At 70.6% G+C, this 24,784-nt stretch carries 27 protein-coding genes; 13 read left to right on the top strand and 14 right to left on the bottom strand.

The features are described from left to right. The first annotated feature begins 45 nt into the window (after nucleotides 1–45). Complete coding sequence (locus tag ACWEVS_RS37220) at nucleotides 46–1,533, top strand: hypothetical protein (RefSeq protein ID WP_452555414.1); 1,488 nt, start codon at nucleotides 46–48, stop codon at nucleotides 1,531–1,533. A 263-nt stretch (nucleotides 1,534–1,796) separates the two neighbouring features. Here ACWEVS_RS37220 and ACWEVS_RS37215 read toward each other — a convergent pair whose 3' ends face one another. Together ACWEVS_RS37215 and ACWEVS_RS37210 are read right to left on the bottom strand one after the other, a co-directional pair. Beyond that, nucleotides 1,797–3,155 (bottom strand): hypothetical protein, encoded by a 1,359-nt coding sequence (locus tag ACWEVS_RS37215; RefSeq protein ID WP_452555412.1) that lies wholly within the window; start codon nucleotides 3,153–3,155, stop codon nucleotides 1,797–1,799. Between the two features lie 155 nt (nucleotides 3,156–3,310). Further along, complete coding sequence (locus ACWEVS_RS37210) at nucleotides 3,311–4,519, bottom strand: NAD(P)-dependent malic enzyme (protein ID WP_452418739.1); 1,209 nt, start codon at nucleotides 4,517–4,519, stop codon at nucleotides 3,311–3,313. 134 nt (nucleotides 4,520–4,653) lie between these two features. Here ACWEVS_RS37210 and ACWEVS_RS37205 point away from each other — a divergent pair, with 134 nt between their 5' ends. Further along, nucleotides 4,654–5,070 carry a CGNR zinc finger domain-containing protein gene (locus ACWEVS_RS37205; protein ID WP_449928350.1) on the top strand — a complete coding sequence of 139 codons (417 nt, stop codon included), beginning with the start codon at nucleotides 4,654–4,656 and terminating at the stop codon, nucleotides 5,068–5,070. Nucleotides 5,071–5,130: 60 nt separating this feature from the next. Here ACWEVS_RS37205 and ACWEVS_RS37200 read toward each other — a convergent pair whose 3' ends face one another. Then, nucleotides 5,131–5,427 (bottom strand): S24 family peptidase, encoded by a 297-nt coding sequence (locus ACWEVS_RS37200; protein ID WP_354921654.1) that lies wholly within the window; start codon nucleotides 5,425–5,427, stop codon nucleotides 5,131–5,133. Nucleotides 5,428–5,671: 244 nt separating this feature from the next. Between ACWEVS_RS37200 and sodN the strand changes: the two genes are divergently transcribed. From sodN to ACWEVS_RS37185, 3 genes are all read left to right on the top strand, one after another. Further along, nucleotides 5,672–6,073: a superoxide dismutase, Ni gene (sodN, locus tag ACWEVS_RS37195; RefSeq protein WP_354921657.1), complete on the top strand. Its 402-nt coding sequence runs from the start codon at nucleotides 5,672–5,674 to the stop codon at nucleotides 6,071–6,073. Nucleotides 6,074–6,191: 118 nt separating this feature from the next. Further along, nucleotides 6,192–6,602 (top strand): ATP-binding protein, encoded by a 411-nt coding sequence (locus ACWEVS_RS37190; protein ID WP_183655876.1) that lies wholly within the window; start codon nucleotides 6,192–6,194, stop codon nucleotides 6,600–6,602. Nucleotides 6,603–6,619: 17 nt separating this feature from the next. Then, a complete protein-coding gene (locus tag ACWEVS_RS37185) occupies nucleotides 6,620–7,399 on the top strand; it encodes an RNA polymerase sigma factor SigF (RefSeq protein ID WP_354921660.1) in 780 nt (259 codons plus the stop codon). Here ACWEVS_RS37185 and ACWEVS_RS37180 read toward each other — a convergent pair. Continuing rightward, nucleotides 7,396–7,749, bottom strand: a complete 354-nt coding sequence (locus ACWEVS_RS37180; RefSeq protein ID WP_354921663.1) for a hypothetical protein — start codon at nucleotides 7,747–7,749, stop codon at nucleotides 7,396–7,398. The two genes, ACWEVS_RS37185 and ACWEVS_RS37180, sit on opposite strands and share 4 nt — an antisense overlap. A 293-nt stretch (nucleotides 7,750–8,042) precedes the next feature. Between ACWEVS_RS37180 and ACWEVS_RS37175 the strand changes: the two genes are divergently transcribed. Next, nucleotides 8,043–8,984, top strand: a complete 942-nt coding sequence (locus ACWEVS_RS37175; protein WP_452418737.1) for a diacylglycerol/lipid kinase family protein — start codon at nucleotides 8,043–8,045, stop codon at nucleotides 8,982–8,984. A 277-nt stretch (nucleotides 8,985–9,261) separates the two neighbouring features. Next, entirely contained in the window at nucleotides 9,262–9,516 is a 255-nt protein-coding gene (locus tag ACWEVS_RS37170) for a WhiB family transcriptional regulator (RefSeq protein WP_354921669.1), read from the top strand. A 439-nt stretch (nucleotides 9,517–9,955) separates the two neighbouring features. On the opposite strand, the gene ACWEVS_RS37165 is transcribed toward ACWEVS_RS37170, so the two are convergent. Beyond that, a complete protein-coding gene (locus ACWEVS_RS37165; protein WP_449928345.1) occupies nucleotides 9,956–11,518 on the bottom strand; it encodes a sensor histidine kinase in 1,563 nt (520 codons plus the stop codon). Between the two features lie 9 nt (nucleotides 11,519–11,527). On the opposite strand from ACWEVS_RS37165, the gene ACWEVS_RS37160 reads away from it, so the two are divergent. Together ACWEVS_RS37160 and ACWEVS_RS37155 are read left to right on the top strand one after the other, a co-directional pair. Then, nucleotides 11,528–11,878: a hypothetical protein gene (locus tag ACWEVS_RS37160; RefSeq protein ID WP_452555410.1), complete on the top strand. Its 351-nt coding sequence runs from the start codon at nucleotides 11,528–11,530 to the stop codon at nucleotides 11,876–11,878. After that, nucleotides 11,875–12,594, top strand: coding sequence for a GntR family transcriptional regulator (locus ACWEVS_RS37155; RefSeq protein WP_354921679.1), 720 nt, complete (start codon nucleotides 11,875–11,877; stop codon nucleotides 12,592–12,594). The genes ACWEVS_RS37160 and ACWEVS_RS37155 overlap by 4 nt, the downstream gene beginning before the upstream one ends. 291 nt (nucleotides 12,595–12,885) lie before the next feature. Here ACWEVS_RS37155 and ACWEVS_RS37150 read toward each other — a convergent pair whose 3' ends face one another. Continuing rightward, nucleotides 12,886–13,485, bottom strand: coding sequence for a hypothetical protein (locus tag ACWEVS_RS37150; protein WP_452555408.1), 600 nt, complete (start codon nucleotides 13,483–13,485; stop codon nucleotides 12,886–12,888). A gap of 94 nt (nucleotides 13,486–13,579) precedes the next feature. Here ACWEVS_RS37150 and ACWEVS_RS37145 point away from each other — a divergent pair, with 94 nt between their 5' ends. Both ACWEVS_RS37145 and ACWEVS_RS37140 read left to right on the top strand, forming a co-directional pair. Continuing rightward, nucleotides 13,580–14,353, top strand: coding sequence for an SAM-dependent methyltransferase (locus tag ACWEVS_RS37145; RefSeq protein WP_452555407.1), 774 nt, complete (start codon nucleotides 13,580–13,582; stop codon nucleotides 14,351–14,353). A gap of 58 nt (nucleotides 14,354–14,411) precedes the next feature. Next, nucleotides 14,412–16,058, top strand: coding sequence for an acetolactate synthase (locus ACWEVS_RS37140; RefSeq protein WP_449928337.1), 1,647 nt, complete (start codon nucleotides 14,412–14,414; stop codon nucleotides 16,056–16,058). 4 nt (nucleotides 16,059–16,062) lie between these two features. Here ACWEVS_RS37140 and ACWEVS_RS37135 read toward each other — a convergent pair whose 3' ends face one another. Then, nucleotides 16,063–17,673: a serine/threonine-protein kinase gene (locus ACWEVS_RS37135; RefSeq protein ID WP_452555404.1), complete on the bottom strand. Its 1,611-nt coding sequence runs from the start codon at nucleotides 17,671–17,673 to the stop codon at nucleotides 16,063–16,065. Between the two features lie 231 nt (nucleotides 17,674–17,904). On the opposite strand from ACWEVS_RS37135, the gene ACWEVS_RS37130 reads away from it, so the two are divergent. Then, nucleotides 17,905–18,303, top strand: coding sequence for a thioesterase family protein (locus ACWEVS_RS37130; RefSeq protein WP_449928333.1), 399 nt, complete (start codon nucleotides 17,905–17,907; stop codon nucleotides 18,301–18,303). Here ACWEVS_RS37130 and ACWEVS_RS37125 read toward each other — a convergent pair. The 6 genes from ACWEVS_RS37125 to ACWEVS_RS37100 all read right to left on the bottom strand — a co-directional run bounded on the left by ACWEVS_RS37125 (nucleotide 18,300) and on the right by ACWEVS_RS37100 (nucleotide 23,339). Further along, entirely contained in the window at nucleotides 18,300–18,512 is a 213-nt protein-coding gene (locus tag ACWEVS_RS37125) for a biotin/lipoyl-binding carrier protein (RefSeq protein ID WP_354921696.1), read from the bottom strand. The two genes, ACWEVS_RS37130 and ACWEVS_RS37125, sit on opposite strands and share 4 nt — an antisense overlap. 90 nt (nucleotides 18,513–18,602) lie before the next feature. Further along, nucleotides 18,603–19,868 (bottom strand): HD-GYP domain-containing protein, encoded by a 1,266-nt coding sequence (locus ACWEVS_RS37120; protein WP_452555402.1) that lies wholly within the window; start codon nucleotides 19,866–19,868, stop codon nucleotides 18,603–18,605. Between the two features lie 136 nt (nucleotides 19,869–20,004). After that, the gene (locus ACWEVS_RS37115; protein ID WP_354921702.1) at nucleotides 20,005–21,357 is read right to left on the bottom strand and encodes an HD-GYP domain-containing protein; all 1,353 of its coding nucleotides are present in this window, start codon (nucleotides 21,355–21,357) and stop codon (nucleotides 20,005–20,007) included. A 179-nt stretch (nucleotides 21,358–21,536) separates the two neighbouring features. Continuing rightward, nucleotides 21,537–22,460, bottom strand: coding sequence for an NAD-dependent epimerase/dehydratase family protein (locus tag ACWEVS_RS37110; protein WP_354921705.1), 924 nt, complete (start codon nucleotides 22,458–22,460; stop codon nucleotides 21,537–21,539). A gap of 10 nt (nucleotides 22,461–22,470) precedes the next feature. After that, complete coding sequence (gene rsrA / locus ACWEVS_RS37105; protein WP_354921708.1) at nucleotides 22,471–22,737, bottom strand: mycothiol system anti-sigma-R factor; 267 nt, start codon at nucleotides 22,735–22,737, stop codon at nucleotides 22,471–22,473. After that, on the bottom strand, nucleotides 22,734–23,339 hold the full coding sequence (locus ACWEVS_RS37100) for a sigma-70 family RNA polymerase sigma factor (protein ID WP_354921712.1): 606 nt from the start codon (nucleotides 23,337–23,339) through the stop codon (nucleotides 22,734–22,736). The genes rsrA and ACWEVS_RS37100 overlap by 4 nt, the downstream gene beginning before the upstream one ends. Nucleotides 23,340–23,560: 221 nt before the next feature. Here ACWEVS_RS37100 and ACWEVS_RS37095 point away from each other — a divergent pair, with 221 nt between their 5' ends. Then, nucleotides 23,561–24,301, top strand: coding sequence for a class I SAM-dependent methyltransferase (locus ACWEVS_RS37095; RefSeq protein ID WP_354921715.1), 741 nt, complete (start codon nucleotides 23,561–23,563; stop codon nucleotides 24,299–24,301). A 3-nt stretch (nucleotides 24,302–24,304) separates the two neighbouring features. Here the strand turns inward: ACWEVS_RS37095 and ACWEVS_RS37090 are convergent, their stop codons facing one another. Continuing rightward, a complete protein-coding gene (locus ACWEVS_RS37090; protein WP_449928325.1) occupies nucleotides 24,305–24,637 on the bottom strand; it encodes a TraR/DksA family transcriptional regulator in 333 nt (110 codons plus the stop codon). Nucleotides 24,638–24,784 lie beyond the last annotated feature (147 nt).

Genomic DNA, 24,784 nt, shown 5'->3' with positions numbered 1-24,784 from the left:
GATAGGGTCTCAACACCCCTTTTGTTAACTCTGTGGAGCCTCCCGTTGAAGCGCCTGCTCATCCCCCTCGCGGCCGCCGGTCTGGCCGGCACCGCCCTCGCTGCTCCGGCCGCCGCCGCGCCGCACTGGGTCACCGACCCGCTGGCCCCCAAGCCCGCCGACGCCTACAGCACCGCCCTGTTCTGGCTGGACGCCAACGGCGCCGCGCTCAAGAAGGCCACCCAGTTCCACTGGGACAGCAAGGACGTCGCCAAGCTCGTCAGGGTCAGCGCGGACAAGCCCGATGACGGCAAGCCCGGCGTCGTCGCCCCCATCGGCGCCGCGACCACCGGCGGCAAGGTGAAGAACGTCAACCTGCCGAAGACGATTGGCAAGGTCTTCTTCGTCGACCGCAAGGGCGACTACCGCTGGTGCTCGGCCACCTCCATCCAGTCCAGGCACCGCAACCTGGTCGCGACCGCGGGCCACTGCGTGTACGAGCAGGGCCATGACGTGTTCGCCAAGTGGGTCTTCGTCCCCGGCTACCACCAGGGCAAGGCGCCCTACGGCGTCTTCTCCGGCGCCTACGCCTTCACCACCTACGACCTCGACACCTACGACGACTACGACGGCGACTTCGCCTTCGTCGCCGTCCACAACGGTTTTGAGCTGTCGGGCACCCGCTCGGTGAGCGCGGCCGAGTTCAAAGCCTGGGCCGGCGACAAGTGGATCAAGCCGCACGAGATCACCAAGGCCGAGTTCGACAAATGCCAGCTGAACCTCGGTGACTGCTGGTCGAAGGGCGAGGACACCGCGGCCGACAAGGTCGGGCCCGACTACCCCGGCGCGGTTGTCGAGAAGGTCGAGGTCGACAAGGAAGCCTACGGAGCCGCCCAGACCGGCAAGGGCAATGGCTTCAAATTCGGCGAGCCCGTGGTCGAGCAGGTCACCAAGGAGGAATACGACGCGTACAAGGGGTTGGGTGACAAGGACGTCGACAAGCTCGGCAACCACACCATCACCCACTACTACACCCAGCAGTGGATGAAGCCCGGCACCACGCGTAAGTACTTCGCGGCCGAGTACATCATCGGCGTCGCCAAGGACACCGGCAAGCTCGGTGACGCCGTGGGCGGTCAGGGCATGGCGTGGAACCAGCCGCTGAACCAGCCCGTCTTCGCCTTCGGCTATCCCGGCGACGAGCACCCCGACGGCAGCAAGCCGTACACCGGCGTCACCCCCAAGTACTGCTACGGCAAGACCGGCACGAAGTCCTACCAGATCAACACGGTCAGGGCGGAGACGCACCAGGTCCTCAAGTGCTCGATGACCGGCGGCGCGGACGGCGGCCCGTGGCTGCTGAAGTACAGCAACAGCAAGCGCCTCGGCTACGTCAACGGCGTGACCAGCGTGTTCATCGACCAGGACGGCAACGACCGGGTCGACATGATCAGCTCGCCGCTCTTCGACGGTGAGACCGCGGACGTCTACAACAAGGCGCAGTACGCGGAGACCAAGAGCATCATCGGCCCCAAGGGCGAGATGCTGAGCTGAGACCTCCGGGACGGCGGGCCCGGCTCGGAAAGGAACGAGCCGGCCCGCCGCACCGGCGCCGGGCTCCACGACGACCCAGTCCTGGAGGGCCGGCCCCAGCGAGCCGGACCCAGCGAGGGCCCGGACCCCGGGAACCGGGCCCAGAGAGCCGACCCCAGGAGAGCGGCCAGGCCCTGAGAGCCGACCCCAGAGGAGGGCCGGGCCCTGAGAGCCGGACGCAGAGGGCCGACTCCTGTGAGGGCCGGGACTCAGACGGCCCAGCCCTAGAAGGAGCTCAGTTCCGCGACCCGCTCGTTCAGCGTGACGACCGACGGCTCCGACCGGTACGGCTCCAGCCGCCGGCGAAGGTCCAACGCGTACGAGCGCGTCCGTACCGACTGCAGTTCGCCGGCCAGCCCCAGCGCCTCCGTCGCCGTCGTGCACGCCTCCTCCAGCTCGCCGCACTGCAGCAGCCCGGCCGACAGCAGCGAGAGGTTGAACATCCGCCCGCGCACGTACCGCCCGTCCATGTCCAGCGATCGGCGCGCGTACTGGACGGTCCGCGCCCCTTCCCCCAGATCCCGGTAGCAGTGGGCGAACTTGGCCGCCAGGTAGGCCTCGTCGAAGTACGCCAGCCAGGCCGGCTCCTCCCCCGGCGTCCGCCGGTCGAAGGCGCGCGAGGCCGCGGCGAGTGAGGCGGCGCACGACCGCTTGTCGCCGAGCCCGGCGTGCGCGTGGGCCTCGAGGACGTGGCAGGAGGACATGAGCGTGTGGATGCCGGAGCGCAGCGCGGACTGCTGGGCGGCGCGGGACAGGTCGAGGGCGTGGGCGGGCTGGCCCATGTAGAGGGCCTGGTGGCTCATCCCGGCCAGGATCTCGCCGCCGAGGCCGTCGTCGTCGGCGCCGCGGGCCATGCGGAGGGCCTGGATGAGGTAGCGCTGGGCGAGGCCGTGCTGTTCGAGGTCGTAGGCCATCCAGCCGGCCAGCCTGGTCAGTTCGGCGGCGGCGGAGGCCAGGCGCTTGCCGGTGCTCTCGCCGTACGAGCCGTCGCGCAGCAGCGGGGTGACCGCGGTGTCGAGGTACTTGACCACCGCCGAGCGGACCCTGCCGCCGCCGAACCTGTTGTCGAGCTCGCCGAAGGACCGGGTGACCTCGTGGATGGCGGAGATGTCGGCCGTTCCGACCCTGCGCCCGCCGGCCGCCGAGGGATGGGCTTCGGGCGGGAAGGTCAGCCAGCGGATGGCGCCGACCGCGCCCGCCGCGATCGCGAAGGTCGAGTCGACGAGGAACTTGCGCCGTTCGACGTCGGCCCGCCACAGAGCCGTCGCGGTCGCGACCCCCTCCTGCCACGTGTGCGTGAACTCCTGCCCGAGGTGGAGGGGCGTCGTGATGGCCGGCATGCCGAGGTCCTCCGGCGTGACCGGACGGCCGAGGCGCAACGCGAAGATCTCCGCCAGCAGGCCGGGGACGGGGTCGCGTGGCCGTTGCCCGCCGATCCAGCGAAGGACGGAGCTGTGGTCGTATTTCAGTCCGGGCGTGCCGCGGGCCGCCCCCACATCGTTGAGCCTGCGGGCGAGCCCTTTGTGGGAGAAGCCCGCTTCGGCGATGAGCGCCTTGAGCAGCCGGTTGGCCTCACGTTCCATGGGCCCCCTCGGCGGAGAGTCACACACGTCATTACAGAGCGCTCTAGTTGTAGCACGGAACGTAACGCCAATATCGCCGTTCCCAAAAGGAACAGCAAACTTTCTTGGGAGTAAACCCACGTGACAAGCCCCCGGCGCCGGGGGCTTGGCTGCCGTCAGAGCCTGGCCACGCCGTCCTCACGCGCCTGGGCGGCCACGGCCGCGATGACGGCCGGAGCGACCCGCGGGTCGAACGGGCTCGGGATGACGTAGTCCTCCCGCAGCGCGTCGCCGACCACGTCCGCGAGGGCCGCGGCCGCCGCCACCTTCATGTTCTCCGTGATGGTGGTCGCGCGGACGTCCAGCGCGCCCCTGAACACCCCGGGGAAGGCGAGCACGTTGTTGATCTGGTTGGGGAAGTCGGAGCGTCCGGTCGCCACCACCCGCGCGTGGCGGCCGGCGACCGACGGGTGCACCTCGGGCGTCGGGTTGGACAGCGCGAACACGATGGAGTCGGCCGCCATGGAGGCGATGGCCTCCTCCGACACCGTCGAGCCCGACAGGCCGACGAACACGTCCGCGCCGGCCAGGGCCTCCTCGGTCGAGCCGGTGCGGCCGGCCTTGTTGGTGTCGGCCGCCAGGGCCTGCTTGAAGGGGTTCAGGTGGGAACGGCCCGCGTAGATCAGGCCTCGAGAGTCGGACACCGCGATGTCGCCGATGCCCGCGTTGAGCAGCATGCGCGTGACGGCGACGCCGGAGGCGCCGGCACCGGCCACGACGGCGCGCAGCGCGCTCAGCGGACGGCCCGTCAGCCGGGCGGCGTTCTGGAGCGCGGCCGTGACGACGATGGCCGTGCCGTGCTGGTCGTCGTGGAAGACCGGGATGTCGAGCATGGCGCGCAGCCGCTCCTCGACCTCGAAGCAGCGAGGGGCGCTGATGTCCTCGAGGTTGATGCCGCCGAAGGACGGCGCGAGCCTGGCGACGGTCTCGACGAGGGCGTCGACCGAGGTGCAGTCGAGGCAGATGGGCACCGCGTCGACCCCGCCGAACTCCTTGAACAGCAGCGCCTTGCCCTCCATGACGGGCATGGCGGCCGCGGGCCCGATGTCGCCGAGCCCGAGGACGGCGGTGCCGTCGGAGACGACCGCGACGACGTTGGACACCCAGGTGTAGTCCATGGCGAGCTCGGGGGACTCGGCGATGGCCGTGCAGACCTTGGCCACCCCCGGCGTGTAGGCGAGGGACAGGTCGTCCGCGTCGCGGACGGGGATGGTGGAGCGGACCTCGAGCTTGCCCCCGCGGTGCAGGGCGAAAGCCGGATCCAGGTCGAGGGATTCGAGAGATGCAGAAGCGGGCGTGACAGCCACAGCGACCCCAGTAGTCATCGGAATGGACACGAACCAGACGCCGCACGAGAGGTGTGAAGCAGCAGGCGTCTTCGTGAGGGGGTACGGGGGTCACCCGTTTTTTGATTCTGCCACATACTGAGACGCGCGCATGTGTAAGGAGTGTTAACAGGTTGGATCTGACCTCATACGCGGAGTTGGCCGTCCTTCTGGTCAACGGCGAGCTTCCTGATGAGAACGGCCTGCGCGAGGAGCTCACGTCCGTCTTCGCGCTCGCCGACGCGGGGAAGCACGAGGAGGCGGTCGGGCTGCTCAACGCTTTGCTCGCGCGGCACCCCGTCCATCCGCACATCTCCGCCCACGACGGGCAGGGCTGGCATCTCCACCTGGCGGAGGGCGGCCTGGTGATGGGTCTGGCCGCCGTCGTGACCGACCTGGGCGTCGACCGGCTGGGCGTGTGCAGGGCGGCGCGGTGCGCGAACGTGTTCGTCGACACCTCGTCCAACCGTTCGCGCCGCTACTGCTCCGAGCGCTGCGCCAGCAGGGCGAACGTGGCCGCCTATCGCGCCCGCCGCAGGAACGCCCCCTGACCCACCCGAGGGGCCGACTACCGAGCGCGGCGCAGGAACGCCCCTGCCCCGAGGGGCCGCCTACCGAGCGCGGCGCAGGAGCGGCCAGTAGCGGAGGACGACGCGGCCCACGATGTCGTCGACGGGGCCGAAGTCCCAGCTGTCCTTGCGTCCCGAGGCGCGCTGGTTGTCGCTCTCCAGCCACCACCCGTCCGCGCCACGCCACTGGGCCCGTTTGACGATCAGCTGTGACGGGTCTCCGGGCAACCTGGCGACGACCAGGTCGCCGGGGTGCACGGCGGCGCCGCGCCGTACCAGCAGCCAGTCTCCGGGCCGGAGCGCCGGCCGCATGGAGTCTCCTTCGACACGCACCCTCATGGGCTGGTGATCTCCCTACGCGATGGAATCCTCCCGTGCGTCAACGTAGCCGCCCGGACTGCCCGGCGTCATCGCGGGAGTGCTACCGATTCCGCTACGACGAGACGCCGGAAGGGCGATCGGTGAGGGGCCTTTTCGCTCACCGGCGCGTGCAGAGCGGCCCCTGATACAAGGGCGATCGGGCAGACCCGAGTAAGGTCAGTAACCGGACCAAGCTGATACAGCATCAAGGAAGGACTTTCTGATGCTCGCACGACTGATGCGACCCAAGCACGTCGCTTCGGCGCACTGCGATCTCCCTTGCGGCGTCTACGACCCTGCCCAGGCCCGTATCGAGGCCGAGTCGGTCAAGGCGATCATGGAGAAGTACGCGGCCAACGAGGACCCGGTCTTCCGCGCTCGCGCCCTCACCATCAAGGAGGAGCGCGCCGAGCTCGTCAAGCACCACCTGTGGGTCCTGTGGACCGACTACTTCAAGCCCCCGCACCTGGAGACCTACCCGCAGCTGCACCAGCTGTTCTGGGAGGCCACCAAGCTCGCCGGCGCCGCCGGCGGCAAGGGCACGGTCGACGTGGACAAGGCCGACGAGCTCCTCGGCAAGATCGACGAGATCGCCAAGATCTTCTGGGAGACGAAGGCGGCCTGAACAGCGCCGAAGGGCCCCGCACCTGCGGGGCCTTTTTCGTTGGTTGGCGCGTCTGAGGACACCAATCGCCTCCAGGTGGCGGTAAGTTGCAGAGAGCGTCCTATACGCGAGGAGGAACGTGACCGAGGACACCGAGGCGCGCGTGATCCGTGATGTGGTGAGCGTCAGGCTGCCCGCCGCGAGCGCGTACTTGTCCGTGCTGCGCACGGCCACTGCCGGCCTGGCCGCACGGCTTGACTTCACGCTCGACGAGATCGAGGACCTGCGCATCGCCGTCGACGAGGCCTGCGCCATGTTGCTGAACGAGGCCGTGCCTGGCACCGACCTGACGGCCGAATTCGAGCTGACCGGGCAGGAGATGCAGGTCAGAGTAGAGGTCGCGACCGTGGGCAGCTCGGCGCCGAAGCGCGATGACTTCGCGTGGATGGTGCTGACCGCCCTGGCCGACGACGTCGACGCGGTGACCGATTCCCCCGACCGTATGGCGATCGTCCTGCGTAAGCGCCGAGGCGCGGCGAGGCCGGCGTGACGGAAAGGACTGGAGCCATGGCCGCCAGCGACCACGCCGTGCCCGACAGGGTGCGCGCCCGCATGCTCTTCGCCGAGCTGGCCGAGCTGGGCCCCGACGATCCGCGCCGGCAGCGCATCAGGGACGAGCTGGTCGAGCTTCATCTCCCCCTGGTGGAATACCTGGCCCGTCGCTTCCGCAACAGGGGCGAGTGGCTCGACGACCTGACCCAGGTCGCCACCATCGGCCTGATCAAGTCGATCGACAGGTTCGATCTGGCGCGCGGGGTGGAGTTCTCCACGTACGCGACCCCGACGATCGTCGGCGAGATCAAGCGTCACTTCCGCGACAAGGGCTGGGCGGTGCGGGTGCCGCGCCGGCTCCAGGAGCTCAAGCTGTCGCTGACCAAGGCGATAAGCGAGCTGTCGCAGCGGGAGGGGCGCGCGCCGACGGTGGCCGAGCTGGCCGCCTACCTGAAGATGACCGAGGAGGAGGTGCTCGAGGGCCTGGAGTCGGCCAACGCCTACTCCACCGTCTCGCTCGACGCCCCCGACTCGGGCGACGACGACGCGCCGGCGGTGTCCGACTCTCTGGGCATCGTGGACGAGTCGCTCGAGGGCGTCGAGTACCGCGAGTCGCTCAAGCCGTTGCTGGAGCGGCTGCCCCCGCGTGAGAAGCGCATCCTGCTGCTGCGGTTCTTCGGCAACATGACGCAGTCGCAGATCGCCACCGAGCTCGGGATCTCGCAGATGCACGTCTCGCGCCTGCTGGCACGCACGCTCGCGCAGCTGCGCGAGGGCCTGACGGCCGAAGACTAGTCGCCGTACAACGCCTTCGTGGTCGGCGGCGCGAGCAGCGTGGCCAGTCCCGCGATGGCGACGACCAGCAGCGGTACGCCGATGGCGGGCTGGCCCGACTGGATCACCGTCACCGACACGGGGATCATGAAGATCTGGGTCAGCACGCCGGGCGCCCGCCCCCAGCGCTCGGCCCTGAGCAGTCCGCCCCATGCCACCCAGATCAGCCCGGCGCCGATGAGCAGCCCGAAGGCGGCCTCGGCGACGCCCGCGAGGGTCTCGGTCGCCTGGCCCGTGAGCGTGCCGACCGCCGCGTAGACCCCGAGCCCGAGCGCCACCAGCCCTTCGAGCGCCACGATCACGGCCGCCACCACCAAACTCCAAGGGCGCATGGTTCTGTTTCTCTCCGTACGGCAAGCGGGGTCAAGGCCAAGGCGGTCACCGGTGACCGGCCGTCTTCCACGCTACTCCAGCAGGACTTCGGCCGGCCGCCGTCACGTCGGCCCGCGGGCCGGAACGGGCCCGACCCATCATCCCGTCCTGGTCCGCCGGTCTCCCAACCGGCCACCCGACGACCCCCCGAAAGCCCATCAAAGCGATATGTAGCCCACTCATTGCCCTTATCCGGACAAGACGGACATCGATCATTGGCTACGCTGGCCGTATGCGCGCGATGCTCCTGGTCAACCCCAAGGCCACGACGACGAACCACCGCACGCGTGACGTGCTCATCCGCGCGCTCAGCGCGGCCGTCGACCTGACCGTCGAGGAGACCGGGTATCGAGGCCACGCCGCCGCGCTGGCCGGCACCGCGCACGCCAAGGGCTACGACGCCGTCGCGGTGCTCGGCGGCGACGGCACGGTCAACGAGGCGGTCAACGGCCTGCTCGAGGGCGAGGGTCACGACCAGGCCGAGCGCCCGTCGCTCATGGTGATCCCGGGAGGCAGCGCCAACGTCTTCGCCCGCGCGCTCGGCCTGCCCAACGACCCGGTCGAGGCCACCGGCGCGGTCCTGGAGGCACTGCGGGAGGGACGCCGGAGGTCGGTGGGTTTGGGCCAGGCCCTCTGGGAGGACGAGAGCCGCTACTTCACCTTCTGCTCGGGGCTCGGCTACGACGCCGAGGTGGTGCGCGCGGTCGAGGGCCTGCGCGGGGCGGGCCGCAAGGCGACCCCCGCACGCTACGTGATCACCGCGCTGCGCCACTACCTGTCCACGGACAAGCGGCATCCCGCGATGACCGTCAAGGGCCCGGGCATCCCGACCGCCGAGGGCGTCTTCATGGCGATCATCTGCAACACCTCGCCGTGGACCTACGTCGGTCCCCGCCCGGTCTCGCCGACGCCGTGGGCGAGTTTCGAGACCGGGATCGACCTGCTGGGACTCCAGCGGATGGGGCTGCCGTCGGTGGTCGGGATCATCCACCAGATCCTCACGGAACGTGACAGCCTTCCGCACGGCAGGCACCTGGTCCAGCTCCACGACGAGCCGGAGTTCACGATCTCCGCGGAGCGTCCTGTCGCCTTCCAGCTCGATGGTGACTACCTGGGGGAACGCGAGTCCGTAACGTTCCGGTCTATCCCGAACGCATTACACGTGCTGGTCTAGCTGGTTACATTCGGTCATTGTGTGATGCATCCGACATCCATATCCCCCAAAACTTCGCCCCAAACCTCTTGCGTGCACTCTGCGTGGCTGGAAGTCTCAGCAGTAGTCGGAACGTAGGACCTTTAACCCATCCAAGGGTCCTACCCCGAGACGGCGCGACCTCCCCCGGGTCCCACCAGGATTCGGGTAAAGGTTCGCGCTAGTTAGTGAAAGTCTTCACAAAGTAGACCGCACGGAGTCGGCGATCGGCGGACTCCATCTACGAAGGAGTGGACGCATGGACTGGCGCCACCGAGCTGCCTGCCGTGACGTGGACCCCGAGCTGTTCTTCCCGATCGGCAACACGGGCCCGGCCCTGATGCAGATCGAGGAGGCCAAGCAGGTGTGCCGTTCCTGCTCGGCCGTCGACGCCTGCCTGAAGTGGGCCCTGGAATCCGGACAGGACGCCGGTGTGTGGGGCGGCCTCAGCGAGGACGAGCGCCGCGCCCTCAAGCGCCGCACCGCCCGCGCCCGCGCTCGCGCGTCCGCCTGACCTTCGAACCACCCGTCTCCCCTGACGCCTGGCGCGTGAGACTTTCCCGCCAGGCCCGCGGCCCCGAGGGGTCGCGGTATCCGAGACCCGAGTCCGCGCCCCGCACGACGGGCGCGGACTGAGGTCCTTCCTGGCCCGGTGCCCTCCGGCGGGCGAGCGCACCGCGCCCCCGCGAGTGTGCCCGAGCGCCCGGAGTCTCCAGCAACGCCCTGGCGGGAGCACGAACCCGCAGTCCCCAGCAACGCCCCGGCCGGAGCGCGAACCCGCACTCTCCCGCGACGCCACAGGCCGGAGCACGACCGCCCGCAGCCTCCCGCGACGAGACCCCGGCAGGTGCACGACCACCCGCAGCCTCCCGGCAGGTGCACGACCGCCCGCAGCCTCCCGCGACGAGACCCCCGAGTTGGTGCACGACCGCCGGGATGCCGGGCAGCCGACGTCACGAGGACGGCAGCGGGATCGACAGCGTGACCTCGGTCCCCCCGCCCTGACGCGGTTCGATCGCCAGCTTGCCCGACAGCTCCCCCTCCACCAGGGTCCGCACGATCTGCAGGCCGAGGCTGGTCGAGCTGTCCAGGTCGAAGTCCTCCGGCAGCCCCGTGCCGTCGTCCCACACCACGACGTGCAGCCGCTCGCCCCCTGCCGACACGACCACCTGCAGCCGCCGGGGCCGGCCGTGCTGGAGGGCGTTCTGGAGCAGCTCGGTCAGCGCCATCGCCAGCGGCGTGGCGATGAGCGAGGGCAGCACCCCGAAGGTGCCGACCCTGCGCGGTGTCACCGCCGCCTCGGCGGCCGACACCTCGCCGGCCATCGCGATGACCCTGTCGGCGATCTCGTCGAAGTCGACGAACTCCTCAGGCGCCATCGACAGCGTCTCGTGGACGATGGCGATCGAGCCGACCCGCCGTACCGCCTCCTCCAGCGCCTCGCGGCCCTCGGGGAGCTGCAGGCGGCGCGCCTGCAGGCGCAGCAGCGCCGCGACGGTCTGCAGGTTGTTCTTGACGCGGTGGTGGATCTCGCGGATCGTCGCGTCCTTGGTCATGAGCTCGCGCTCGCGCCGCCGCAGCTCGGTGACGTCGCGGATGAGCACCAGGGCGCCGATGCGGCCGCCGCCGACGATCAGCGGGATGGCCCGCAGCTGGACGATCGTGCCGCCCGATTCGACCTCGGTCTCCTTGGCCGCGCGACCGCTGGCCACGATCATCAGGTCTTCGTTGATCGGCTCGTCGCTGTAGCACAGCGCCGCCGTCAGCCGGCCGAGCTCGGCGCCCACCAGGTCGGCGTGCAGGCCCAGGCGGCGGTAGGCCGACAGCGCGTTCGGCGAGGCGTAGGTGACCCGGCCCGCGCGGTCGAGCCGCAGCAGGCCGTCGCCGACGCGGGGGGAACGGACGAGGATCGGCTCCTCGCCGGAGAACGGGAAGCGGCCCTCCGCCACCATCTGGGCCAGGTCGGAGGCGCTCTGCAGGTAGGTGAGCTCCAGGCGCGAAGGGGTGCGGGCCGACGACAGGTTCGTGGAGCGCTGGATCACGCCGAGGAAGCGGCCCTCGCCGCCGGGCATGGCCCGCCGTACCGGGATGGTCTCCTCGCGGACCGGCACGCCGGTGGACCAGTCGGGGTCGCCCTCGCGGCAGATGCGCCGCTCGTTCCACGCGGTGTCGATCAGGCCGCGCTCGCCCTTGGCCACGATGGTGCCGACGATGTCGTCGTGGTAGACCGTGGGGCCGGTGGTCGGCCGCATCTGCGCGATGGCGATCCAGCCGCTGTCGCCGAGCGGCTGGCCCGGCTCGTCCGCGCGCGCCTCACCGGAGCCCGCGCGCCCTTCACCGGAGCCCGCGCGCGCCTCACCGGAGCCCGCGCGGTCGAGCAGCGGGGCCCACAGGATGAGGTCGGCGAACGACAGGTCGGCGAGCAGCTGCCAGTCGGAGACCAGCGAGTGCAGCCAGTCGAGGTCCGCCGCGTCGAGAGCGGTGTGGCGGACGACGAGGTCGCTGAGAGTCGGCACGAGTGCATCATGCGTGCTTTCGGCCACAACAACCAACTCGCCCCGGGCAAAGTGCAGTTGGTGCTGTTTCGGGGCATCTCAAATTGTGAGAACCATCACACCGCGGAGCCCAGGAAAGTGTTCGAGGCCTTGATCCGGCGTGCCACAGCAGAGGCGGTTGTCACCGCACGCTTGGCCACGGATATCCTTCACAATCAGCCCGAGCTGCCCATACGTGCGCGTGCGAAGGCCGAACTGTTCCGGGTGCCCGCAAGCCCCTCTTGCTTGTGGTTGACCACTCGGGCCAATCTGAGTTCCGATGATCTCGCGGTGATCAGACACGCCCTCACCGCCGTGGCTGGAGTGAAGGTGAGCGCGTGACAGAAGAGTCCCCTCGCGTACCCAAGTACTACGACGTCAAACGGAGTCTGCTGGAGCTCACCAAGAGCCTCACGCCGGGCAGTTCGCTGCCGCCCGAGCGGACGCTGGCCGTGCGCTTCGAGACCTCCCGCACGACGGTCCGCCAGGCGCTGACCGAGCTGGTGGTGGAAGGCAGGCTGGTACGCATCCAGGGCAAGGGCACCTTCGTCGCCCAGCCGAAGGTGGCCCAGGTGCTGCAGCTCACCTCCTACATCGGCGACCTGCGCACCGCGGGGCTGGAACCGGACACGAAGATCCTGGACATCAGCTACATCACCGCCGACGAGGCGCTGGCCAGGCGGCTGGCGATCAACCCGGGCGGCCGGGTGCTGCGCATCCACCGGCTCCGCCTGGCCAACGGCGAACCGGTCTCCATCGACACCACCCACCTGTCGGCGCGCCGCTTCCCCAGGCTGCGGCGGGAGCTCGAGGTGCACTCGTCGCTGTACGAGACGCTGCACAACGCCTACAACGTGCGGCTGACAGACGCCGAGGAGGTCATCGAGACCGTCCTGGCGACGCCGTACGACGCGCAGATGCTGGGCGTCGACGTGGGCCTGCCGATGCTGCTGCTGACCAGGCACGCCTTCGACGCCGACGGCAACCCGGTGGAGTGGGCCCAGTCCCTCTACCGCGGCGACCGCTACAAGTTCGTCACCCGCCTGCGCCGCCCCTGAAAGGCGAGGTCTCTCCTCCGGCCCTCCCCGGGGGCTCCCGCTCCCTCTCGGCGCCCCGGCACGTGGGCGAGGTGTCACCGGCGTCTCAGGTCGCCTCGCCGTGCGGCGGGGCGGCGATGGTGCTCGCGGGTGTGCGGAGGCCGCGCGGGCAGCGACCGCGACCTGGCCTGTCATGCGTGGCGCCGGTCGCCGGAGTGGGGCCGCGGTCAGCATGTCGTGGATCCCGGCCCGGGGTGCGGTGGCGAGGGTGTCCGATGCCGCTGTCGCGGACGGGCCCCCTCGCCCCCGGACCTAGCAGGCCGCCTCCGGCAGCCAGCAGACCTTGCCCGCCATCTCCCTGGCGTCCTTCAGCAGCGTCCCGAACTCCTTCATGGGCAGCGAGGGAGTCGGCCACGCCGTCTCGGTGTAGACCATGACCGCCGCGCCCCTGCGGACCGCGACCTGCCTGAGCCCGCCCTCCCAGTACCTGGCCCCCACCCTGATGGCCTCGTCGCCGAGCTTGAGCGACTTGCTGTAGTAGGTGATCCGCTCGATGCCGGCGCCCCGCGAGGCGCACGTCTTCAGCTCGGCGCGCATCGCGTCCATGGCCGCGCGGGCGCCCGCCTCGTCCCGGTAGAGCGCCAGCTGCTCGCCGCCGAGGTCGATCTCCTGATGCCGGTAGATCGTCCTGGCCGCCACGCGCCCCTTCTCGACGCCCCCGCGCCTGTTCCAGTAGCTGTCGTGGCAGGCGTCGACCATGAGCGGCATCGAGGGCCGGTCCGACACCTCCCAGATGTCCCAGCCGCTCGACCGGTTCTCCCACAGCAGGAAGTCCTTCGGCAGCGTCGCCCCCGTGCTTCCCAGCAGCATGCTCGCGGCGGTCATGACCGCCGCCCCCGTCATCATCCCCATGCCTGGTAGACGCGGGGGTCACGACGGAAGTTCGCGACCAACAGGTATCAGGACCGTCACCCGGGAAACGGGCGGCGATGGCTAGATTGGGGCGATGCGAGAGATCGACACCAGCGTGCCGCACTCGGCCAGGATCTGGAACTACTGGCTCGGCGGCAAGGACAACTACGAGGTCGACAGGGCCGCCGGCGACGAGTTCCTGAAGATCTTCCCCGGCATGGCGGCGGGCGCCCGGGCGTCACGGGCGTTCCTGGGGCGGACGATCACCTGGCTGGCGGCCGAGGCCGGGATCCGGCAGTTCCTCGACATCGGCACCGGATTGCCCACCGCGGACAACACCCATCAGATCGCCCAGCGCATCGCGCCCGAGTCCCGCGTCGTCTACGTCGACAACGACCCGCTCGTCCTGGCCCACGCCCGCGCGTTGCTGACCGGCACGCCGGAGGGCGCCACCGACTACATCGACGCCGACGTACGCGACCCCGACACGATCCTCACGGGCGCCGCCAAGACGCTCGACTTCGGCACGCCGATCGCGCTCAACCTGAGCGGGATCATGGGTCACGTGGTCGACGACGAGGCGGCGCTGTCCATCGTCCGCAGGCTGCTCGACGCCCTTCCCTCCGGCAGCTATCTGGCGCTCAACGACGGCAGCAACGTGCACAGCGCGGCCAACAGGCAGGCCCACCAGCAGTACAACGAGAGCGGGGCGCTGCCGTACATCCAGCGCAGTCCCGAGCAGATCGCCCGGTTCTTCAACGGGCTGGAGCTGGTGGAGCCGGGGCTGGTGTCGGTGTCGAGGTGGCGTCCGGAGGGGATCACGCCGCCGGAGGTCGACGGATACGGCGCGGTCGGTCGTAAGCCCTGACCCAAGGGGCTGTTGTGGAACCTGTTTGGAACGGTGAGCGGCTGGTAGGTTCCCGGCCATGGAGTCTGCGAAGCACGCCGGCGACGCCGCAGTCGCCGTCGCCAAGGCCTACGGCATCGAGACCATGTTCACCCTGTCCGGCGGGCACGTCTTCCCCCTCTACGACGGCGCCGTGCACGAGGAGATGCGCATCCTCGACGTCAGGCACGAGCAGAGCGCCGTGTTCGCCGCCGAGGCGACGGCCAGGCTGACCAGGAAGCCCGGCCTCGCCGTCCTGACCGCGGGGCCCGGCATCACCAACGGCGTCAGCGGCGTCGCCACCGCGCACTTCAACGGTTCGCCCGTCGTGGTCATGGGCGGCCGGGCGCCGCAGTCGCGCTGGGGCAGCGGGGCGCTGCAGGAGATGGACCATCCTCCGCTGCTCGAGCCGATCACCAAGCTGTCCTTCACCGCCACCGCGGCCGACTCGATCGGCCAGGACGTCGAGCTCGCCTTCCGCACGGCCATCGCCCCGCACCGGGGGCCGGTGTTCATCGACTTCTTCATGGACCACCTGTTCTCGCCCTCGCCGATGCACCAGGCCGAGACCCAGACGCCCTCCCCGCTCGAGCCCGATCCTGACGCGATCGCCCGCGTCGCGGCCCTGCTGGCCGAGGCCGAACGCCCCGTGGTGGTGCTCGGCTCCGACGTGTGGATGGACCGCGCCGAGGAGGCCGCCCGCGACTTCGTGGAGGCGTGGCGGCTGCCCGTCATCCCCAACGGCCAGGGCCGCGGCATCCTGCCCGCGGGGCACGAACTGCTGGTCACCCGCGCCCGCGGGCTGGCCTTCGGCCAGGCCGACCTGGTGGTCGTGATCGGCACGCCGCTCGACTTCCGCCTCGGCTACGGCTGGTTCGGCGGCAAGGAGGGCGCCCCGCTGGCCCGCGTCGTCCACCTCGCCGACGCGCCGTCACAGCTGGCCACCCACATGCAGCCCGCCGCCTCGGCCGCCGGCGACCTGTCGCTGGTGTTCTGGAGCCTCGGTACGGCATGCGGCGACGCGGGCGTGAAGCCCTCGCGCTACTCCTCCTGGCTCGACACGCTCTCCCAGGCGGCCGCCAAGGCCATCGCCGGTGACGCCGACCTGCTGGCGGCCTCCGCCGACCCGATCCATCCCATGCGCATCTACGGCGAGCTGGCCAAGGTGCTCGACGACGACGCGGTGGTGATCGGCGACGGCGGCGACTTCGTCTCCTACGCGGGCAAGTACGTCGAGCCCCGCCGGCCGGGCAACTGGCTCGACCCCGGCCCCTACGGCTGCCTCGGCACGGGCCTCGGCTACTCCATCGCCGCCCGCCTGGCCCGCCCCTCCTCGCAGGTGGTGCTGCTGCTCGGCGACGGCGCCGCGGGCTTCTCGCTGATGGACGTCGACACCCTGGTCAGGCACCGGCTGCCGGTCGTCATGGTGTGCGGCAACAACGGCATGTGGGGCCTGGAGAAGCACCCCATGCAGCTGCTGTACGGCTACGACGTGGCCGCCGAGTTGCGCCCCGAGACGCGCTACGACCAGGTGGTGACCGCGCTCGGCGGCGGCGGGGAGCTGGTGACCAAGCCGTCGGAGATCGGGCCCGCGCTGCGGCGGGCGTTCGACTCCGGCGTGCCGTACCTGGTGAACATCGCCACCGACCCGCAGGTCGCCTACCCCCGCAACACCACGGGGGTCTGAACGGCTACGGCTTGGCGCTGCCCGTCGGGGAGGGCGAGCCGCCGCTGGGCGTCGGGGACGGCGACGGCGACGGGCTGGGCGACTTGCCTGGCGGGCACTGGTCGCTCACCGTCGACACCGTCACCGTCATGCCCTTGGCCAGCGGCTTGTCGGCCGCGGGCACCTGTGCCGACACCTTCGGGCAACTCTCCGGCTCCATGACCATGACGGCCTTGACCCGGATCTTGTAGCCCGCCTTCTGCAGCTTCACGGTGGCCTGGTCGACGAACAGGTCGACGACGTCCGGCACCAGCGGCTGCTTCTGATGGGTCGGCGTGGGCGAGCCGGTGGACGTGACCGTCGGCTTCCTCGTCGGCGGCTGCGTGGTGGGCGGCCTGGTGGGCTCCTCCTCGGTCGGCTCGGGCTCCTCGGACGGCTCGGGCTGGTCGGTGGGTTCGGTCGACTTCGGCGGCTTGGGCTTGATCGCCTTCGTCTTGCCGCCGACCGCGACGGGCGAGGTGACCACGGGGGCCGGCTCCGGCCCGTCCATGCCGGTGAGCGCGACGGCGCCCGCGCCGACGCCCAGCACCGCCACCGCGGCGATGCCCGCCACGAGCACGCCCCTGCCGCCACCGGCCTTGGCGGCCCTGCGGGCGCCGCGCCGCGGGCCCTGGGTGGCGACCGTGGACTGGTCGGGCGGCGGGATGGCGCCCGTGGCCGGAGAGGGCGTGGCCGGCGCGCCCTGGTGGGCCGCCGGCAGGTCGGTCAGCGACGGCTGAGGCGGAGAGACGGGCGGCGCGGCGTGCGGCGCCCGCACGGCCTGCCGGGCCGCCGCCGCCATGGCCGCGCCGCTGGGCCAGCGTCGCGCGGGGTCCTTCGACAGCGCCCGCTCCACCACCGACCGCACCGCGGGCGGGATGTCGGCGGGCAGCGGCGGCGGCGCCTCGCGGATGTGCTTGAGCGCGATCGTGACGGGGCTGTCGCCGTCGAACGGGCGTATTCCCGCCAGGCACTCGTAGGCCACCACGCCGAGCGCGTAGATGTCGACCGCGGGCGTGACCGGCGCGCCCTCCGCCTGCTCGGGCGCGCAGTAGGCGGCGGTGCCCAGCACCATGCCGGCGTCGGTGAGCCGGTTGGCCACGTCCTGGCGGGCGATGCCGAAGTCGGTCAGGACCAGCGTGCCGTCGCGCTGCACCATCAGGTTGCCGGGCTTGACGTCGCGGTGCACGATGCCCTGGTCATGTACGGCCTGCAGCGCCCCCGCCGCCTGGGCGATGAGCTCCATGGCCTGGTCGGGCGCGATGCGCCCCAGGCGCTGCAGTAAACGGTCGAGCGGCTCGCCGTCGACGAACTTCATCACCAGGTAGACGGTCGCCCCCGCACCCGCCACCTGGTGAACCCCGTAGTCGTAGACGTCGACCACACCGGAATGGTTGATCGTCGCCATCGCCCTCGCCTCGCCCTGGAAGCGAGCGACGAATCCCGGGTCGTCCGTGCGGCCTGGAAGCAGCACCTTGACGGCGACGGTGCGGGCGAGGACGATGTCCTCTCCACGCCATACCTCACCCATGCCGCCGGCGCCGATGCGGGTGTCCAGACGATATCGCCCCGCAAGCGTCGTCCCTTGGGCCACCATGTCTCCCCCGTTACCCCCTGTCGTCTTCAACCTCTCCGACCCCAGGGTTCTCCAACAAAGCGGATTTGTATCGCGGCGAGGTAACGCAGAGGTCACGGAATTCTGAGAAGTGTACGGCTTGTACCAATACGTCACCACAAGATTGCCGCAAGCTGTACAAACCTATCCTGGTGCCTGGTGAGGCTTTCTGTCTGTCCGGTGCCCGAGATGTGATCTCAGTAGGCTGGCCGCATGACACTCGCCCCGGGGCTCCACGCGTCGCTGCTCATCATGGTCGAGAGGGAGGACCTCGCCACCAAGATCGGCAGCGGTGACGTGCCCGTGCTGGCCACCCCGAGGCTGCTGGCGCTGGCGGAGATGGCGACCGTCCAGGCCGTCAGGGACCACCTCGGGGCAGGACAGACCTCCGTCGGCACCCGGGTCGAACTCCACCACCTGGCCGCCAGCCCCGTCGGCGCCCACGTCGAGATCGGCGCCGAACTGACCGCGGTGGACGGCAGGCGCCTGGTGTTCACGTTCACCGCCCGCGAACGCGCCCGGGTGGTGGGCACGGGCACGATCGAGCGGACGGTGGTCGACAGGGAGAAGTTCCTCGGCCGGCTCAACCCCGAAGGGACGACGTCCGGCTAGTCGATGACGGCGATCAGGTCGCCCGCCTGCACCACGTCGCCCTCGGCCACCTTCAGCCGCGTGACCACACCGTCGTCCTCGGCGAGCACCGGGATCTCCATCTTCATGGACTCGAGGATGACGAGCGTGTCGCCCTCCACGACCGTGTCGCCCTCGGCGACGACGACCTGCCACACGTTCGCCACCATCTCGGCGCGCACCTCAGCCACGCGGACTCCCCTCTTGCATGCTTGCAACTCTGTCACGGTCACCGGGCGCGCGGACGCCAGGCCGGCGTCGTGGTCGCCGCCGACGCGGGCTCAGAGCCGGTGCACAGGGGCGAGCCGGTCCACCACGCGCGCCATCGCCTCGATCACCTCGGGGTCGTACTCGCCGCCGATGCCGAGCCTGAGCCGTTCTAAAGCGGCCCCCGCCCGGTCGCGGTCGGTGGATCCGCCGACGAGGTCGTCGTAGGCGTTGGCGGCCTTGATGATACGGCTGGCCCGCGGCGGATCCTCGGCGATCGAATCGCACTGCCGCCTGACCAGATCGGCCACCCGGTCGAGCACGCCGGTCTGCCTGATCACCTCGGCGCCCAGCTCGGCGATGCGCCGGGCCTGCGCCGGATCGGTGAGCACGGTGGCCCCGCCCGGGATGGGGTCGCGCAGCGACAGCTGCCCGATGTCGTGCATCAGCGCCGCGTACTCCAGCTCCAGCAGCTCGGGCTCGGCCATGCCGAGCTCCCTGCCGATCGCCACCGCCAGCCTGCTCACCCGGCGCGAGTGGCCGGGCTCGACGTACCCGCCGACCTCGGTGACCCTCGACAGCGCCCGCACGGTCTGCAGGTAGGTGGCCCTGATGCCGGCGTACTTGCGAAAGGCCACCTGGGTGACCAGCAGGGGCGCGGCGAACACCAGCAGCGCCATGAGGTCCATGCTGTGGCAGGCGAGGGCGAGCAGCACCCCGGAGGCGGCCACGGCGGCGCCCAGCGGGAAGGCCATCCTGAACTCGTCCCTGACGGCGACCTTGAACGCGGTGCGCACCTGCTCGGCCCTCAGCATGGCCGCGATCAGCACGTCGGCCAGGAGAGTGATCGCGATCAGCACCACCATCACCATGAGCGCGGGCCACCAGGTCTCGGTCGGCTCCTGGGTGAGGGTGTAGAGGGCGGGCGCGAGCGGCCGGAAGGCGAAGGCGAGGAGCGCGCCGGTGAGCAGCCGTCTGGCCATCGCGTCCAGCCGGGGCGGGCGGCCCACCGCCAGGTGCGGCAGCGCACCGGCGATCATCCCGACCGCGATGACCGCGACCACCTGCAGCGCGGTGTGGCCGAGCGGGACGTTGCTGAGGTCGAGCAGCAGCGTGTAGCCGAGGGCCGCGGCCGCCCCGATGGGCGCCACCTCCCTGTTGCCGGGCATCGTCAGCCTGGCGAGCTCGCCGATCGCGATGAGCGCGCCGAACCCGACCGCGATGTCGGGGCGGACCAGGCCGACGGCCGCGGTGTGGGCGACGCCGGCGACGGCCACCAGGCCGGCGCCCGCGATCAGGAGCAACTGCCCCGAGTCGAGTCCCTGGAAGGCGCGGTTCATCGTGTCCCCCTCGTACGGCCCGCCGCCGCGGGCTCCCCCGGCCCCCCGGCCCCCCGGACAGCGTTGCCGGCCGTCACCGTGTCCCCCGTCATCATGCATGTCCCGGCCTTTCCCCCAGCCGGGCCGCGGCAGGCCGTCATGATCCGCCCACCACCTCGATCGGCATCGTCGGGTCGTCGTGGTCCTTGGTCGTCGTCTGGGCCGCGTCGGCCGGCGGCGCGTCGACCTTGCGCGGCGGCTGCCACGGCTCCCGCTCCAGCGCCTTGACGAACGCCGCCACCATCACCGGGTCGAACTGCGTGCCCGCGCCCTTGCGCAGCTCGGCCACCGCCACCTCGACCGGGCGGGCCCCCCGGTAGGAGCGGTCGGAGGTCATCGAGTCGAAGGCGTCGGCCACCGCGATGATCCGCGCGAACTCGGGGATCTCGTCACCGGCCAGCCCCATCGGGTAGCCCCTGCCGTCGTGCCGCTCGTGGTGGTGCATGATGCCCGCGAACGCCTCGTCGAGGAAGTCGATGCCGCGCACGATCTCCAGCCCGCGCATCGGGTGCAGCTGGATCGCCGCGAACTCCTCCTCGGTCAGCGGCCCGTCCTTCTGCAGCACCTTCGTCGGCACGCCGAGCTTGCCCACGTCGTGGAGCATGCCCGCGTAGCGGATGGCGCGCAGCCGTTCCACCCCCATGCCGATCTCCTGCGCGATCATCGTGGAGGCCAGCGACACGCGCGTGCAGTGCCCGCGGGTGTAGTAGTCCTTGGTCTCGACCGCCTGGCACAGCGCCGCGATCGTCGCGTCGTAGGAGCGTTGCTGCGCGTGGTACTGCCCGAGGGCCCAGCGCGCCACGAAGAGCGGCAGCAGCACCAGCACGGCCGAGATCGACTGGACGGTGGCCCACAGGCCCGCCACCAGCAGCCCGAAGGTGGCGTAGCCGAAGTAGGACAGCAGGAACTGGGTCATGCCGCTGACCGGCAACTCCTCGGCCCGCACCTGGGTCACCAGCCACACCATGGTCAGCGTGAGCACGATGTTGAGCGGGACGAACAGCGCGGCGGCCGCGGCGTAGGGCCCGATCAGCGCCTCGAAGGCGTTGACCTGCGGGACCTTCGGCACGCCGCCGAAGAACAGGTAGGCCTTGCCGGACACGTAGCCGCAGATGGCGAACTGCGCCCCGTTGAACAGCCGCTTCACCAGCGGCAGGCCGGGCCGGACGCTCAGCACGGCCGTCAGGCCCACCAGCGCCGCGCCCTCGGGGCCGACCAGCACCACCGCGGCCAGCGCGGCCGAGAAGCTGACCGACACCGCGAACTGCTCGACATTGAGGAGCGTCGGCATCGACTCGCACACCAGGAAGAGCAACGCGAGCACGAGGAGCGTGCCGTAGTCGCCGGATGGGACGAGGTGCCCGGCGAGCAGGCTGTGCCCGACGAGAACGGCCGCCGCCCCGATGACGACGACCAGATAGACCTTCGCGGCCCACGGCAGTCCACGCATTGCGGCCCCCCGGGGCGATCAGGTCCAGGAGACGCCCGGCGGGACGGCCCCACCGCCGCCGACCAGGAGAATCACCGGGGCCGCCAGTGCTGTCAACATGCGCATGAGGCTCACGCTACAGAAGTCGTCAGGCGACAGGGAGGGGACTCGGGAATCGCAAGCAAAGCGTAATCAACCAACTACCGGCGGCGACTTCTGGCCCACTCCACGGTCTCCTTCAGACCGGTCGTCAGATCCGTGCGCGGCTGCCAGCCGAGACCCTCGAAGGCGGGCAGCGGATCGACGGCCATAGCGGGAAGGTCCCCCGGACGGGGCGGCGCGAAACCCGGCCGGTCGGGAGCGCCCGCCGCGGCGGCGACGAGCGTGTGCAGGTGGCGGTCGGTGGTCTGGATGCCGGTGCCGAGGTTGAACCGCCCGCCGCCGCCGGCCTCGCCGCAGGCCCTGACGAAGCCGTCGACGACGTCCTTGACGTAGACGTAGTCGCGGGTCTGGTCGCCGTCGCCGTACAGGAGGGTCGGCGCGCCCGACAGCAGCGCGTCGGTGAAGATGGCCACGACGCCCGCCTCGCCGTCGGGCGACTGGCGCGGGCCGTAGACGTTGGACAGCACCAGCGAGGTGTGGTCGATGCCGTGGAGCGCCTTGAAGGCGGCCAGGTAGGTCTCCCCGCTGAGCTTGCTCGCCGCGTACGGCGAGCGCGGGTCGGTGGGCGCGTCGCCGGGGACGGGGATGACCGGCGGCCTGCCGTACACCGCGACGGAGGAGGCGAAGACCACCTTGCGCGTGCCGCCGCGCTGGGCGGCGGTGAGCACCTGGATCGTGCCCTCCACGTTGACCCGCGCGTCGCGCATCGGATCGGCCACGCTCGCCCGGACGCTGATCTGGGCGGCCAGGTGGCAGATGACCTCGGGCCGCCACGCGACGGCCAGCTCGACCAGGGCGGGATCCCTGACGTCGAGCGTGTGCAGCCAGGCCTCACCGCTCAGGTTGGCCTGGCGGCCCGACGACAGGTCGTCGACGACCGCGACCTCGTGCCCCGCCTCCAGCAGGGCGTCGACGAGATGAGAACCGATGAAACCGGCGCCCCCGGTCACCAACACGCGCATGCGCGCAATGCTAGTCGCCCAGCTCCGCGCGCACCCTGGCGATGCGGTCGAGGACCTTCGAGCGCAGGTCGTCAGGCACCGGATCGCATCCGCAGTGCTTGGCGACCAGCGCCTTCACCGCTTTGTCGAGGTCGTATTCCTGCAGGCAGGGGCTGCACTCGTCGAGGTGCACCCTGATGTCGACGGACTCGCCTTCTGCGAGCTCACCGTCGAGATAGGCGTAGACCTTGTCGAGCACCTCACGACAGTCCGTCTCGTGCGGCTCACCACAGCTCATTTGGATCCCTCCGCCGGGACCAGGCCACGCTCGCGTGCGTAGTCCTCGAGATGCGTCCGCAGCTGCCTGCGTCCGCGGTGGAGTCGCGACATCACCGTGCCGATGGGCGTGCCCATGATGTCGGCGATCTCCTTGTACGGGAAGCCCTCGACGTCGGCCAGGTAGACCGCGATCCTGAACTCCTCCGGCAGCGCGGCGAGCGCTTCCTTGATGTCGCCGTCGGGCAGGTGCTCCAGGGCCTCGACCTCGGCGGACTTCAGCCCGCCCGAGGTGTGGGACTCGGCGCGCGCCAGCTGCCAGTCCTCGATCTCCTCGGTGCCGGACTGCTTCGGCTCCCGCTGCTTCTTGCGGTAGCTGTTGATGAAGGTGTTGGTGAGGATCCGGTAGAGCCAGGCCTTGAGGTTGGTGCCTTCCTGGAACTGGTGGAAGGACGCGAACGCCTTGGCGAAGGTCTCCTGCAGCAGATCCTCGGCGTCAGCCGGATTCCGGGTCATCCGGAGCGCGGCGGAGTAGAGCTGGTCGAGGTACGGCATGACGTCACGCTCGAACCGCTCGCTGCGCTGCTCCAGAGTCTCCGTGCCTGTCGCGGGCACCGGACCCACCCCCCTAAGATCGCCGGTGGCCTGCTGTGCCGGTACACCGTACTCAGGGGAGGATACCCGCTCGTCAGCGACCGGCAGGCCACCGGGGACGGGTTCGAGCAATGTGAGCATGTTCGTCTGCAACACGCCCGCGCACGCGTCTGTTCCCACAAGATGGAGGTGACGAACGACTCGGTACGGGGAAAAACAAACGTACCTTTTCCGGAACACAGGAGACGCGTGTGCTGCCCATTCCGGCCGAGGAACTGAACGGCTCAGGCACGCTCGGGCCGTACTGGACGTTCTATCGTGCAGTCGTCGCCGAGCAGCTCGATCGCTGGCTTCCCGGTCGTCCCTCCACCATCCTCGATCTTTCCGGCGGCCGCGGGCGCTGGTCGGGCCACGCCGCCAAGGCGGGCCACAAGGTGATCGAGGTCGTCGACTTCCGCCGGGCGCTGGAGGGGCAGCAGCTGCTGCGCGATGCCGACCGGGTGCGCCAGGTCCGCGCCGACGACCTGGGGTTCCTGCCTGACGGCTGCGTCGACGCGGTGGTGGCGGAGGAGCGGGCGCTGTCCATCGAGCTGATGGCCGAGTCGGCGATGGACGACGTGGTCCGCGTGCTGCGCCCCGGTGGGCGCGCCCTGGTGTGCGTCGACTCCCTGGTGCTGGGCATGGCGATACTCGCCGAGCAGAACTACTGGGCCCACCTGCGCCAGACCGGCGAGGTCATGCTGGTGCCGTGGCCCGACGGCAGCATCACCCGCTGCTTCAGCAGCGGCCAGCTGCGCGAGCTGCTCACGGGAGCGGGCCTCGAGGTGGAGTGGATCAGGCCGCGCACGGTCCTGTCCCCCTCCACCGTCGACCACGTGCTGGCCACCGACACCCGGGCGCTGGCCTGGCTGGTGCGCACGGAGCTCGACGCCCACCCCGACGACGACGACACCGTAGGCATCCACCTGGTGGCCAGCGCGCTCAAGAAGTGAGGGTCAGCGCCTTCTCTCCCGCTTCGCCTGGCACTGGACGCATCTGGCGGCTTCCGGACGGGCCTCCAGCCTTCCTTCGGGCACCGGCCTGCCGCAGTCGACGCAGTCGCCGTAGGTGCCCTCGTCGAGCCGCTTGAGCGCGGCCACGATCGCGCCACGATGGGCGGTCGCCACGGACAGCATGGCCTGGGCGCGGTCGGAGTCGGTCAGGTCGGAGCCCGCGTCGGCCGCCGAGCGGTCGGCCACGGCCACCGGGTCTCCACGCAGCACGCCGATCGACCTGTCGAGCTCGGCGAGCATGCCTTCCAGGCGCTCGCGAGCGGTCGTGTCGTCCACGTCCGCACCTCCGGGTAGGCGGGGGCAGCCGGCAGCGGAACTCCCCGGAGGTCCCGCCCGGCGCGTTCGGGGGGTGGTGAATGGAGCGATGACTCGCAGTTGACGAAGAGCATCGCTTTCCTCACCGGATGCCCATCAGGCGAGGTT

Source organism: Nonomuraea sp. NPDC003754, assembly GCF_053605785.1.
This window is presented reverse-complemented; position numbering and strand designations above follow the sequence as displayed.